General features: G+C 68.5%; 8 protein-coding genes. 1 reads left to right on the top strand and 7 read right to left on the bottom strand.

Annotation, left to right across the window (positions count from 1 at the left end):
* The first annotated feature begins 11 nt into the window (after nt 1–11).
* Nucleotides 12–845, top strand: coding sequence for a class I SAM-dependent methyltransferase (locus BM145_RS00940; RefSeq protein WP_093330129.1), 834 nt, complete (start codon nt 12–14; stop codon nt 843–845).
* Here the strand turns inward: BM145_RS00940 and BM145_RS00935 are convergent.
* From BM145_RS00935 to BM145_RS00905, 7 genes are all read right to left on the bottom strand, one after another.
* The gene (locus BM145_RS00935) at nt 842–1234 is read right to left on the bottom strand and encodes a response regulator (RefSeq protein ID WP_093330127.1); all 393 of its coding nucleotides are present in this window, start codon (nt 1232–1234) and stop codon (nt 842–844) included. The genes BM145_RS00940 and BM145_RS00935 overlap by 4 nt on opposite strands.
* A 64-nt stretch (nt 1235–1298) precedes the next feature.
* On the bottom strand, nt 1299–3719 hold the full coding sequence (locus BM145_RS00930; RefSeq protein ID WP_143090071.1) for an ATP-binding protein: 2421 nt from the start codon (nt 3717–3719) through the stop codon (nt 1299–1301).
* Nucleotides 3716–4933 carry an EAL domain-containing protein gene (locus BM145_RS00925; RefSeq protein ID WP_093330801.1) on the bottom strand — a complete coding sequence of 406 codons (1218 nt, stop codon included), beginning with the start codon at nt 4931–4933 and terminating at the stop codon, nt 3716–3718. The genes BM145_RS00930 and BM145_RS00925 overlap by 4 nt, the downstream gene beginning before the upstream one ends.
* Nucleotides 4934–5336: 403 nt before the next feature.
* On the bottom strand, nt 5337–9593 hold the full coding sequence (locus tag BM145_RS00920) for a translocation/assembly module TamB domain-containing protein (protein ID WP_093330122.1): 4257 nt from the start codon (nt 9591–9593) through the stop codon (nt 5337–5339).
* Nucleotides 9593–11776, bottom strand: coding sequence for a BamA/TamA family outer membrane protein (locus tag BM145_RS00915; protein ID WP_245738987.1), 2184 nt, complete (start codon nt 11774–11776; stop codon nt 9593–9595). Before BM145_RS00915 ends, BM145_RS00920 begins: the two co-directional genes overlap by 1 nt.
* A 114-nt stretch (nt 11777–11890) precedes the next feature.
* Nucleotides 11891–12295 carry a hypothetical protein gene (locus tag BM145_RS00910; RefSeq protein WP_093330120.1) on the bottom strand — a complete coding sequence of 135 codons (405 nt, stop codon included), beginning with the start codon at nt 12293–12295 and terminating at the stop codon, nt 11891–11893.
* Nucleotides 12295–13098, bottom strand: a complete 804-nt coding sequence (locus BM145_RS00905; RefSeq protein WP_093330117.1) for a prepilin peptidase — start codon at nt 13096–13098, stop codon at nt 12295–12297. Before BM145_RS00905 ends, BM145_RS00910 begins: the two co-directional genes overlap by 1 nt.
* Nucleotides 13099–13144: the final 46 nt, after the last annotated feature.

Raw genomic sequence — 13144 nt, 5'->3', positions numbered from 1 at the left:
AAGCCCCGCACATGGACGCTCCCGCGATCTTCGACCGCGCCGCACGGCGTCTGCGCCGCGATCGTGCCGCCGCCGACTATGCCGCCCACGACTTCGTTCGCGCCGTGATGCTCGACGGCATCGCGGAACGTCTCGCCAGCGTGAAGCGGCAGTTCGTCGACGTGCTCGATCTCGGCTGTTTCGATGGTGGGTTCGTGGCACCGCCCGGCGCCCGCGTCGCCCGCATGGACGCGGGGTATCGCTTCGCCGCCGCCGTCCAAGGCGTTCAGGCCGACGAGGACCGCCTGCCCTTCGCCGACGCCAGCTTCGACCTGGTCGTCAGCGCCGGCGTGCTCGACCAGATCGACGACGTGCCTGGCGCGCTGGCGCTCGCCCGCCGCGTGCTCCGCCCCGATGGGCTCTTCCTGGCGGCCCTGGTCGGCGCCGGCTCGCTTCCCCATCTGCGCCACGCCTTGCGCGACGGCGATGCTGACCGCCCGGCGGCTCGCCTCCACCCGCAGATCGACGTGCGCTCCGCCGGCGACCTGCTCGTCCGCGCCGGCTTCGCGCTGCCCGTTGCCGATGGCGAGACGCTGCGGGTGGGATACGCCGATCTAGGGGCGCTGTTCCGCGACCTGCGCGGCTCGGCCGCGACCAACCTGCTCCGCGATCGCGCACCTCTGACGCGCGGGGCGCTGGGTCGTGCCGCGCAGAGCTTCGCCGTCGCCGCCGAATCCGACGGACGCACCCGCGAGCGGATCGATCTGATCTTTCTCACCGGCTGGGCACCCGATCCGTCGCAGCCTCAGCCCGCGCGGCGGGGCAGCGGCGGCACTTCCCTCGCCCAGGCGCTGCTACCGCGCTAGCCGATCAGCCCGCCCTCGCGCGCACCGCGGGCGAGCACCTGGCCCATCGCCTCAAACAGCGCCTCCATGGCGACGGGCTTGAAGATCACCGCGTCGGCCCCGGCTTCCAGGCAGCGTGCGTGCAGATCGGGGGCAGTGTCTGCGGTGACCACGATCACCGGAACCTGTGCCCGCGCGTCGGGTCTCGCCCGGATCAGCCGGATCGCGGTAATCCCGTCCATCCCCGGCATGCGCAGGTCGACCAGCACGATCGCGAAGTCGCGCTCGTCGATCAGGTGCAGGCCGGTTTCCGCATCCTCCGCCTCGATCATGGTGGCGCCGGCGACATCCAGCATGTCGCGCACCACGCGGCGATTCATGCGATCGTCCTCGATGAACAATACGTCCATGGCTCAGCCCGCCGATCGGCGGTGACGTAGCGGAACGCACGGTCTCATGCCGGACGTTTAGCGATCATGCTGCCTCCGGCACAAGCGCCGCTCGAAGCGATCCGATCGCCTGCATTAACGTTTCACCGCGAAACGGACGAACGATGACTTGGTCGATCCCCGCCGCGTGCAAGGCATCATGTTCGTCGTGCCGATCTCGCGGCCATAAGAGGATGGTGCGCGTGCCCGCCCGACGTGCGGCGCCCGCGATGCGGGCTGCCGCGTGCGCGTCGCCCGCGATCGTCGCATCGTCGATCAGCAGCAGCGCGGCGCGATCGGCCTGCATCCTCGCAACGGCCTCCTCCTCGCTGCCGACGAACGCGATGTGCGGTACCTGCTCCGACAACAGCGACCGCATCATCGCGCGCGAGATCGGGTTGCGATCGAGCACCAGCAGCTCGCAAGCAGCGACCGAGACCGGTTCCACGCGCGTCGGCGTCGTCACCAGCTCGATCAGCGGCAGCGTCAAGGTGAAGGTGGCGCCCTGTCCCGGCACGCTCTCGACCCGGACGCTGCCCCCCATCGCCTCGGCCAGATTGCGCGAGATCGACAGGCCCAGCCCGGTGCCGCCGAACCGCCGCGTGGTGCTCGCATCCGCCTGACGGAACGCCTCGAAGATAGCCGTCTGCTGCGCGGGCTCGATCCCGATGCCAGTGTCCGTGACGGCGATCTCGACCATTCCCGCCGCTCGGTCCGGTCTTACCGCGAGCGTGATGCCGCCTTCCGCCGTGAACTTCACGGCATTGGCAAGCAGGTTGAACACGATCTGCCGAAGCCGCGCCGCATCGCCGTTCACCAGGTTCGGGCAGTCGTCCAGGTGCGCCGCGAAGGTCAGGCCCTTGGCGTCGCACTGCGCCGCCCACATCGGCGTCGCAGCCCTCAACGTCGTGCACAGGTCGAACGGCGCGTGATCGATGGTGAGCTTGCCCGTCTCCATCTTGGCGACGTCCAGGATGTCGTCGACCAGCGTCCGCATCGTCGCGCCGGCGGTATGGACGATGCCCAGCCGCTCGCGCACGTCGGGCGCCAGCGCGCGATCGGCAAGCATCACCTGCGTCATCCCCAGGATGCCGTTGAGCGGCGTTCTGATCTCGTGGCTGGTGGTGGCGAGAAACTCGGTCTTGGCGGCCAGCGCCTTGCCGAGCGCCGCGTTGGTCACCGCCAACCCCTCGTTCGCCGTCCGGATCGTATCGCGGCTGCGGCGAATGGTGAACAGCAGCCAGCCGAGCAGCGCGATGATCGCTGCGGTCGCCCCGGCCACGATCAGGAAGATCAGCCGCTCGAACCGGGTCTTCTCCTGCTCCACCACGACACTGCGGCGCAGTTCCTCCGCGCGCAGCCTGGCGATCCGCAGTTCCTGGTTGGCGAAGTCGAACCGCGCGCCCATCAGCGCCGTGCTCGTATTCGTCGCCAGCTTGGTCGCCTCGTCGTCGAGCCGCTTCAGCGCGATCAGATGTACCAGGGCCTCGGCGGGGCGACTCAGGGCTTTATACGTGCGGTAAGCGGTGTCATGTGCCGCGCGACTGTTGATGGTCGTCTTCCTAAGGTCGACCCCCGCGAAGCTTTTTCCGATCAGCTGTTCGGCTGACGATAGATGGCGTCGACGCAACGCCGCCTCTGCGGCTATGGCCAGCAGCACGGGGCGCCATACGGCTGCTTCGCCCTGCCCAGTCAGCGCCATGGCCTGTGCAATCGTATGTTCCGCGTTGTCTAATTCTCCTGCTACCAAGCGGTTTCTAGCCATGTTTCCTTGTATTTGAGCAAGAAGAAGCTTTCCCTGAAAATGGCTCGCTAGACCTTCAGCTTGTAAAAAGACATTTTCCGCTTCTTCATGGCGGTCAAGATCCTGCAAGGCGTTGCCACGGTTATTAGCAATAACCACTGCCAACCTCTCATCTTTCCTCGCAAGATCCGCAGCTTGCGTTAGATACCTTAGAGCTGAAACGTTGTCCCGCGCATCGTTGTACAGAATGGCAATGAGCGATAAGGCGATGGCTTGGCTGCGATCGTCACCCAGCCGCCGAAAGCCCCTGAATGCAGCTTGGTAGTCGGACAGAGCTGAAGCCACTCGCCCGGTACCAGCATCTACGCCACCTCGCGTCAGAAGCGCTTCCGCCATCAACTTTACCGATCCACCAGCCTTATTCAGGTGATCGATTGATTTGGCAATTCGTTGTTGTGCCTCGGCATAGTTGTCTAAGCGTAACGCACATTCCGCTAGGACACGTTCAGCATCGGCAACAAGCAAGGCACGCTGTTGGCGATCACGGATCGATGCGGCTGATGCTTTTACGCTCCTCGCCAGTGCCATTGCGCCGTTCGGGTCGACAAGCATCGTCCGCTTGGCTCGTTCCAATACCGGATTGGTGGTTGTTGACGCAGCCCATGCTGGGTTCGCTAAGAAATAAAATATCAGGGCCGCGAAGGCGGACGTGCGGCCGATCACCCTCTCACCCAGCCACGCCGCAATTGCTGGATCATCGCGGAGGGCTCTATGGTGCGCGTACCCTTCGCTTGCTCGCGCAAGAAAGTGATGATCGCGTCGAGACAGACGGGCCGACTGATCAGAAAGCCTTGAACCATGTCGCAACCCATGACTGACAGCAGCGCCAATGCCGCAGGCGTCTCCACTCCCTCCGCCACTACCTCCATCTCCAACGCATGCGCCAAATCGATCGTCGACCGGACGATCAGCGGGTCACGATTGGAGCTGGTCAGCTGCGTCACGAACAGCTTGTCGATCTTGAGTTCGCGCGCGGGCAGCTGCTTCAGATAAGCGAGCGACGAAAGCCCGGCCCCGTAATCGTCGATGGCGATGACGATGCCAATGTCGGCGAACACGTTGAGGTGCGCGATCGCGCTCTGCGGATCGCGGATTACCGATGTTTCGGTGATCTCGAACCCCATAGTCGCGCCGCTCGCCTCGATCAGGGCACATGCCTGTCGAACGAAAGCGGTGTCGGTCAGCAACACGCCAGCGATGTTGATGAAGACGCGGAGGTCAAATCCAGCCTCTGCGAGGCGCCGCTGATCCTCGATCACCTGGCGGATGGTCCACAGCGTCAGCGGCCCGATGTCGCGCGACTGCTCGGCAAGCGGGATAAAATCACCCGGCAGCACCAGTCCACGCACGGGATGGCGCCAGCGGATCAGCGCCTCCAGGCTGCCCACCTTGTGCTGGCGGACGTGCAGCTTGGGCTGATACTGCAGGAACAGCTCATTGTTCTGGATCGCCGCAGGAAGTTCGCGCGCGAGCGCGATGCGGTCGATGGTTGCGCTCGTCCGTGTCGCATCGCGCACGACAGCTCGACGCTCGCTGCGAGCCTCGGCCAGGGCGTGCTCCGCCTCCTCCAGCAAACGTACCTCGTCGCATTCTCCCGCCGCCGCCGCAGCAGCACCCAAAGTAACCTCGACGAGATAGGGCTCCGCATCGAAGGTCAACGGCTCGGCGAACAGCGTTCCGAAATCGGCGAGCAGATCGTCCAGCGCCCCTCGGGACTCAGCGGCGATCTCTAGTTCGACTCTGTCTCGCCCCGCCGCCCGCGCGTCGATACTTGGCTCCATCGCCGTGAGTGTCGCGACGATGTCACTCGTCAGCGTCTCTGCTCGACGCGCGCCGACGTGGCGCCTGAGCATCGCGTAATTCGCGATCTCGATCATCACCATAAAGCGCCACGGTGCGGCGATACCGCGGGCCGTGAGCGTTGCGGGACGTCGAAGAGGCTCGGTCATCCCCTTCGCGGCTAATCCCCTGCCGTGAAAATACCGTTAACGACCGAAAACGGTGAACACCGCAATAACCATATTGCCCGCAGTTAACATCTCGTTAAGATCGGCGACGCGTCCAACGAGGCGCTTTCGAGGGAGATTATCATGATCAAGTTCATCCTCTCGCTGATCTACGGCAACAATATTCGCCCCTGCTGATCCAGCGAGGCGCCGGCCGCCTCGCTCGCGACCCTGCTAGGTCGCACCACGCGATCGTTCGGCGACACATGCGAGCGGACCAGTGCCCCGGCACTGGTCCGCTTTCGTTTGGACTAGTCGCGCCTGCCTGTCGGGCTCAATAATCCTTCGAGTAACGAAGGCTCGCGTTCGAACCGCCGAACGACCCGGCCGAGGTGAGCAGGCTCAGCGCCCGCGTTAACGCGATCTCCAGCTGCGTGGCGGTGAAGCCGCGCGCGTCGGTGACGATCTCGACGTAGATGTCGTCGGTCAGGTACTTGCCGGCCGCTAGGCTGGTCCCCCGCCCGCTCGCCTCGTCGGCGCCGAGCACGCGCAACCGGTCGAACCCCGTCGCCGAGCGCAGCTTGCCCAGTGGGTTGAGCCCCCCGCCCGAGCCGCGCAAGGAGTTCAGCGCGGAGGCGAGCTGGATCGCCTCGGTCGCCGACAGATTCTCCGGATTGGTCCCGAACAGCAGCCGGCTCAGCACCTCGTCCTGCGGCAGCGCCGGTGTCGAGGTGAAGGCGATCTGCGGTCGCTGTCCCGTCCCCGTGACGTTGATGACCACCGTGATCGGGCTCGTACCCGTCGTGGTCGTCGTCGCCTGGATGTTGATGTCGGGATCGGTGAGCGCGCCGCCGCGGAAGCGGATGGTGCCGCGGTTCACGTCGAACCGCTTGCCCGCGAACGAGTAGGTGCCGCGCACCAGGTCTAGCCCGCCGGTGATCTGCGGCGCGGCGGACGTGCCGCCGATCCGCAGGTCCATTTCCCATTCCGATTCGAGCCCCATGCCGGACACGAACAGCTGGTTGTCGGCACGTACCCGCAGGTCGAGCTTGAACACGCCCATCGACGGGTCCGGCGCGGGGGCCGGCCGATCGGTCGGCCGCGCGACGCGGATTTCGCTGCGACGACGCACGCCGGTCAACTCCGGCACTTCGGCCTGACCCTGACGGATGATCTCGTACCGTGCGTTGGGGACGGTCAGGTTGCCTTGGATGAGACCGCCCTGCGCGTTCTTGGTCACCCGCACCGTGCCGCTCGTCGTCGCCGCCAGCGCGTCGCTGTTGGCGAGACGGGCGTTGTCCAGCCGCGCCGTCAGATCGATCGGATAGCCCGACGCCGCCGCCAGCCCGACGCTTCCCTGCGCCTGCACCGTACCCTCGCCCGCTCTGGCGCTGAGCGTCGTCACCTCCAGCCGGTCGTTGTTGAACCGTGCCGCCAGCCGCATCCGCGACAAGCGCGTGCCGTACGTCTCGTTGTCGTAGGTGAGGTTGTCGGCGCGGATCAGCCCGTTCAGCCGCGGCGCGTTCACCGTTCCCGAGAAGTCGGCGGCGAGCGCGATCGGTCCGGTCAGCTGCTGGTTGGGCAGCGCCGCGAACGAGAACAGCAGCGACGACGGCCCGTTGTAGCGGATGCCACCCCCGAGCGGCGCCGCAAACAGCCGTTCCGACCATGATCCGCCACCCGCGGCGACCGGCCGCAACGTCGCCAGCAACCGGCCGACGACCGACTGCCCGCTCTTGACCAAGGCCCGCGCCTCGCCGCCGTCGCGGCCGAGATTGCCCGCGAACACCACGTCGACCGGGGTCGACACGGCCGCCAGTCCGGTGCGGCGGAACTGGTTCATCGTCAGCCGCGCCGTCGCGGTCGGGAAGGCCGCGGCGGACGCCTGCGCATAGTCGAGGCTGCCGGTCGCCGTCCCCGTCACGTCCAGGCTGGGCACGAACGCCGACAGGATCGACAGGTCCAGCCGGTCGAGCCGCGCCTGCACCTCCGTGGCACCGCCGAAGCTGCCGGCCAGCCGCAGCGAGCCACCGTTCGCGCCGCCGAAATCGACGCGCGTCGGTGCCAGCCGATACGCGCCGCCCACCACCCGTACCCGCGCCGGATTGACCGTGCGGAAGGCGATGTTGTTGGCCATGCCTTGCAGCGCGACCAGATAGTTGTCGGGCGACAGCCGCGCGTTCAGCGCGACCCGGAACGGCAAACCGCTCGATCCGGTCAGCAGCGCCTGCGCCGTGCCACGCCCGCCGACATAGTTGACCTTGGCGCGCGCCGCCTGGATCACCGTGGGACCGTAGCGCGTGTCACCCAGCTGGACGTCGGCGACGACCCGCGGCGCGTCCGGCAACAACACCACGCTCGCGTCGACGATCGCGCGACCGATCGTGAAATCGACCTGGCCGGGGATCGTGGCGTTGTACGCGCGCGCCGCGATGTCCGCGCGCTGAAAGCCACCCTGATCCGCCAGCCGCGCCCGACCGGTGATGCCGCGCCCGTTGAACGACAGCGCGCCCGCGAATGGCCCCGCCGCGGTCTGCACGATCCGGCCATTGGCCACGATCCCGGCGAACACCACCCGGCGCACGTCGACGCTCAGCTGTCCGCTCGGTCGCACCAGCACGTTGGCGGTGAACGGGCCGTAGCTCGTGTCGCCACTGGCCGTCACCGCATAGGCACCGCCGCGCCCGACCACGCGCGCGTTCAGGTTCGTCAGCCCGACGCCGACACCCGGGCGCGGCGCGCGCAGCACCACGACCGGGTTGGTCGCCGATCCCGTGACACGCGCCGACAATGGCCCGTACTGGCTGGAGAAGGCGTCCGCCGACACCAGCACGCCGCCCGTCCGCGGATCGAAACGCCCCTCGCCCCGCGTCACGCGGAATTGCGGCGCGTTGAGGCGCAGGTTGCGGAAGCTGACGATCCCTTCCAGGCTGTAGCCTATATCGGCGCGCACCACCGCGTTGCCGCCCAGGAAGCTGCGCGCGCCGTCGTTGAACAGCTGCGTCGTCTGCGCCACCACGCGCCCGGTGATGCCGAAGCCGCCGTTCGGCCCCGGCACCAGCTTCGCGTCGGTGGACAAGTTGACGATGCCGATCGAATCGATGCGGTAGTTGTTGATCCGCCCCTTCAGCGCGCCGGTGTACCGCCCGGTCTGCACGTTCGCGACGACGATGGCGGTCGCATCGACGTTGTCGGAACGGATGCGCAGGTTATCGGACAGGATGTTCGGCATCGAGATGGCGAAGTCGCCCTCGATCCTGACATTGTTGGCGAGGCCGCCGACGGCGGCATTCAGCCCCGTCACCCGCCGCGCCCGCGCCTTTACCGGCACCAGGATGCGGTCGCTATCCACCCGCGCCAGTCCCTCGGCATAGAGGTTGTCGACGCCCATCTCGCCGAACGCCAGTCGCCGGGCGGAGATCTTGTAGTTCACCGTCGGCGTGGCGAACGCGCCGTCGAGCACCACGCGCGCCCGCACGTCGTTCCCCGAGAGGTTGGGAGCGATCGCGCCGGGCGTCAGCAGCTGCGCGTCGATCGCGAAATTGCCGAAGCGACTGGCCGCGAGGTCGAGCAGCCCGCCCGCATCGACGATCAGCGCATCGGAGCGCAGTTTCATTCGCGTGTCCGCGCGACGCTCGTTCAGCGTCGTGTCGATCGCCACCTGCAGGGCCGGAGCGGTCAGCCGTTCGACCGGCCCTTCCAGGTACAGGCCCGGCCGGGTCAGCCCGCGCACCTTGATATGCCCGTTGCGCGACGTCACGCCCAGATTGGCCAACTCACCGCCGCCCAGCGTCGCCCGCGCGCGCCCGACCCAGTTCTTCCAGCCGCCGCCGCCGTCGACGCTGACCGCCAGCGGTGCCTTCAGCCCCGCCATCGACGCGACCAGGCCGCCGACCGGCGCCTGCAACTTGACGTCGACGTCGAGCTTGTCGCGATCCGGCACCGCGTCCAGGCGCAGCACCAGCCGGTCGCCGCCCGCGATCCCGGCGCCGCGCAGCGCCTGCGCGTTCGCCACCAGCTGCGCGCGCCGGTCGGCGATATGGACCTGCCCGTCGATCGACAGCACGTGCGCCTGCCCCGTCACCGGTGCGGCCATCGCGAATCGACCGATCCGCAGCCGATCGACGTCGATGTCCAGATCGGGGAGCAGCGGCGCGTTGGGATCGCTCGGCGTTTCCTTCAACACCGGCCGCCGCCGCAGATTGACCTGCTCTGCCGTCAGCTCGCGCACGTCGACGTGATTGCGGACGTAGGCAAACGGTCGCCAGTCGACCTCCAGACGCGGGCTGTCGAGGAACACGCCGGTGGGATCGCTGACGCGCAGGTTGGATAGCGTCATCCGACCGTACAGCGATCCGTCGATCCGCCCGACCTGGATGTTGAGGCCCGAGGCGGTGGTATAGCCGCCGATCTGATCGGCGACGAAGCGGCGGCCCGGATCGGTGTTGATGCCGAACAGCACGGCCAGCACCAGCACGACGAGGCCGAGCACCGCCAGCCCCAGCCATTTCAGGATGCGCTGCCACAGCGGGCGGCCCGCGACGCGGACGGCGCTGGCGTGCTCGCCCGCGTTGATGTCGTCGGTCGGCATCAGAACGCCTGCCCGATGGAGATGTAGAGCGCGATCTTGCCGTCTCCGGGTCGGGGATTGAGCGGCGTCGCCACGTCGACGCGCATCGGCCCGAAATTGGTGTAGAAGCGCCCGCCGATGCCTGCGCCGTAGCGCAGGGCGGAGAAGGTCGGCAGCTTGTTCTCGTAACTGTTGCCCGCGTCGATGAACGGCACGATGCCGTAATCGCCGAAGCGATACCGCGCCTCCAGCGCGAACTCGTTGACGCTACGTCCGCCGACCGGATTACCGTCCGGATCGAACGGTCCCAGCCGCTGGAAGCCGTAGCCGCGCACCGATCCGCCGCCGCCGCCGTAATAGCGCCGCGACGGCGCCAGATCGTCGCGGTCGATCCCCTGGATCGATCCAACCCGCACCCGCCCGGCGATCACCAGGCTGGGGTTGATCGGGTAATAGGCCGTGCCCTCCGCCATGGTGCGCACGTACGGCCGCACCGCCCCGCGCACCGACGTTTCCGGGCTGACGTTTAGCTTCAGCCGGTACCCCGTCGTCGGGTTGAGCAGGCTGTCGGACCGGTCGAACACCACTTGTCCCGGCAGCGCGGCGATGCCGTAGGTCGCCCGCCGCCGTCGCCCGGCGCCGAAGTCGTACGTCTGCTCGTTGGTGCCGATCAGCTCGACGCCGTAGGCGTAGGTCAGCGGCTTCTGCCAGATCGGCGTCGAATCGTAGCTCCACCGCATCGACAGCGTGCCGGTGAACGCCTCGAACGCGTCGTACCTCTGCCGACTGGCATTGGCGATGATCTGGAAGGTCCGGTCGCGCCGTCCGGCGTTGGAACGGCGGAAGGTCGCGCCCGCGCCCTGTTCCTGCGTGCCCGCGACCACCGTCGCGATCAGCGCGCCCTCGTCGGGGAACAGGTTGCGGTGCTGCCAGCTCCCCTCGACGCGGACGCCCTGCCCGGTCGAGTAGCCGCCCGTCGCCGCCAGCGTGCGCGGCGGCCCCTTGGTCTGGCGGACGAGCAGGTCGACTTCCTCGGTCCCGTCCGGCCCCGGCCGCCCGGTCCGCTGCGGCTCCACCGCGACGCCGGAGAACAGCCCGGTCGCGACCAGCGCGTCGCGCAGATCGTCCTGCATCCGCCGATCGTACAGCTGCCCCTGCTCGAAGCGCGGGAAGACGTTGAGGTGATCGAGCCCGAACACTTGGTCGCCCGTCGTCGTCAGCCGCCCGAACGACGATCGCGGCCCCGGCGTCACCGGCAGCGTATAGGCGCCGACCGGCTTGGGCGCCTGATCCTCCAGCAGGATGTCCCGCTCGCCGATCGTGACGAAGGGATAGCCCTGCTGCGGCAGTACCAGCGCGACGTTCGCCTCCGCGCCCTGGATGCGTGCGGCCTCGATCGGGTCGCCTACCTTCAAGGGCAGGTTGCGGCGGATCAGATCTTCCGGCACCACCGGGGGCGCCTGCACCGTCACCGACGACAAGGTGTAGAGCCGCCCCGGCGTCGCCGTCACCGTCGCGCGGTAACGTCCCGTGTCGCCCGTGACCGGCTCGACCAGCGACAGCGCCGTCGCGTCGTAATAGCCGAGCGACTTCATCAGCCGCACCGCCAGCGCCTCGTCCTCCCTGGCGCGCGCGGCGATCTGCGTCGTGTTGGCAGCCTTGCCGTCCCCCTCACGCAGCGCCGACAGTGACTTGAACTGCGCGTCGAGATCAAGCGGCTCCAATCCCGCCACCTTGGTCTCGTACCGCACGTCGGGCTGTTCGGGATTGGCGACCACCACCGTCTGCAACGGCGTGGTATCGAAACTGGCGAGCGGCGGCAGCGGCTGGGCCATCTGCGGATCGTCCGGCGACACCGGGCCGAGCGTGTCGCCCGGCGCGATCGGCGCGCCGCTGGCCGGCGGCGTCAACGGCGCGGGAGCCTGCCCTGTGTTCGGCATCGGCTCCAGCGGCGCGTTGATGTCGGACGACAGCGGCGGCAGCGCGGCATCGAACTCCGCCTCCGGCACGATCGGCGCGTTGCCGTTCGGGTCCCCCTCGACCGCCGATGGGGTCGCGCCGGGCGTGGGCGTCGGCCGCGGCGCATCCGGCCCCTTGGCAGGCGCCGTGCCCGGCCGGGAAAGCTGCGCCAACGAGGGCGAGGCGCTGAGAAGGGCGACGGCGAGCCAGTAATGTCGACGACGATCGATGGCAGAACGGCTCAACGTGATCCCCCTTGGCGCCGCGGAGACCCGTTGGTGGTTCTTCCGCGACAAGGCTTTGCAACTCGCGACCGACTAAAAGGTTTCGCGTCGCCCGCCTCTACTGGCAGCGATACGTTACGGATTTGTCGCGCATCCGATCAGCCCGGCGAGCGGCTGCACCAGCTCGTCCGATCCCGGGCGGCGCAGCGTCAGCGTCGCCTGCGGCACCATCGCGCCCGCGGTCAGGTCGTCGCGCGCCGCCACCGTCATGGTCAGCGTCGCCGCCAGCGGCCCCGCCTGGTAACTGGTCGTCGTCGCCAGTCCGTACCCGCCCTGCCCGACCTGTGCGACGCGCGGCAGGTCGACCACCTTGCTGTCGAGCTTCACGCGCAGATTGGCCGGGTCCGCCCCCGCCATCGCCGCGAACGATCGATCGGTCGGGTTCCACAGGTAAGCGGCGCACCCGCGTGCCGGCAGCGCCTGCCGGTCCAGCGCGCCCAGCATCGGCACCGCGGCCTGGAGGAGGAGAAGGCTCAGCATCACGGCGCCACCCCTACCATCATCGCCCAGCCGGGGTAAGCCGCCGCCGCGATCAGCGTGCCGAGCGGCAGTGCATCGTCCGCCGCCACCCCCCGGCCCGTCGCCGCCCGCCACGCGACGATGCCGAGGCCGATCAGTCCCGCCACCAGCAGCACCGCCGGCAGCAGCCGCCAGCCGAGCCACAGCCCCACCGCACCGAACAGCTTGGGATCGCCGCCGCCCATCCCCTCGCGCCCGCGCCACCATCGATAGCCCGCCGCGATGCCCCACAGCAGCAGGAACCCGCCCGCGCCACCGATCAGCCGGTCGGGCAGCGCCGGCGCGACCCCCGCCAGCCCGAAGCCGAGTCCCCCCAGCGCCAGCACCGCGACCAGCCGGTCGGGCAACCAGAAATGCCGCCAGTCGAGCACCGCCAGCGCGACGAGCAACCACCCGAACAGCGCGCCGCCCACGCCCGCGACGCCGGGCGCCAGCCATCCCGATGCCGCACCCACCGCCACCGCCGCCGCCTCGATCGCGCTATGCACCGGATCGATCGCCTCGCCGCAGCCGCGGCACCGCCCGCGGCTGACGAGCGCGCTCAGCAGCGGCACCAGCTCGGCCGGGCCCAGCGTCCGCCCGCACGCGTCGCAGGCCGATCGCCCGCGCATCACCGATCGTTCCTCGGGCCAGCGCACCACCAATGCCGCCAGAAAGCTTCCCGCGATCGCGCCCAGCAATCCCAGGGCCAGCGCCCAGGCGACCGGCTCATGCACCGTGGATACGGAGGCGGTCCATGCGACGATGCCGGCGGCGCTGTCCATTCCCCTTCCCTAGCGGCTTTGCCAAACGCCGTCACCGGCTCTACAT

It is taken from the genome of Sphingomonas rubra, assembly GCF_900115745.1.
Lineage (GTDB): Bacteria > Pseudomonadota > Alphaproteobacteria > Sphingomonadales > Sphingomonadaceae > Sphingomonas > Sphingomonas rubra.
Note: the sequence above shows the minus strand (reverse complement) of the source record. Positions and strands in the feature narration are given on the sequence as shown.

Bases quoted from the DNA above. Each gene is read 5' to 3' on its own strand.
- BM145_RS00935 (WP_093330127.1), bottom strand. From the start codon at position 1,234: ATGGACGTATTGTTCATCGAGGACGATCGCATGAATCGCCGCGTGGTG.
- BM145_RS00910 (WP_093330120.1), bottom strand. From the start codon at position 12,295: ATGCTGAGCCTTCTCCTCCTCCAGGCCGCGGTGCCGATGCTGGGCGCG.
- BM145_RS00905 (WP_093330117.1), bottom strand. From the start codon at position 13,098: ATGGACAGCGCCGCCGGCATCGTCGCATGGACCGCCTCCGTATCCACG.
- BM145_RS00920 (WP_093330122.1), bottom strand. From the start codon at position 9,593: ATGCCGACCGACGACATCAACGCGGGCGAGCACGCCAGCGCCGTCCGC.
- BM145_RS00925 (WP_093330801.1), bottom strand. From the start codon at position 4,933: ATGATCGAGATCGCGAATTACGCGATGCTCAGGCGCCACGTCGGCGCG.
- BM145_RS00940 (WP_093330129.1), top strand. From the start codon at position 12: ATGGACGCTCCCGCGATCTTCGACCGCGCCGCACGGCGTCTGCGCCGC.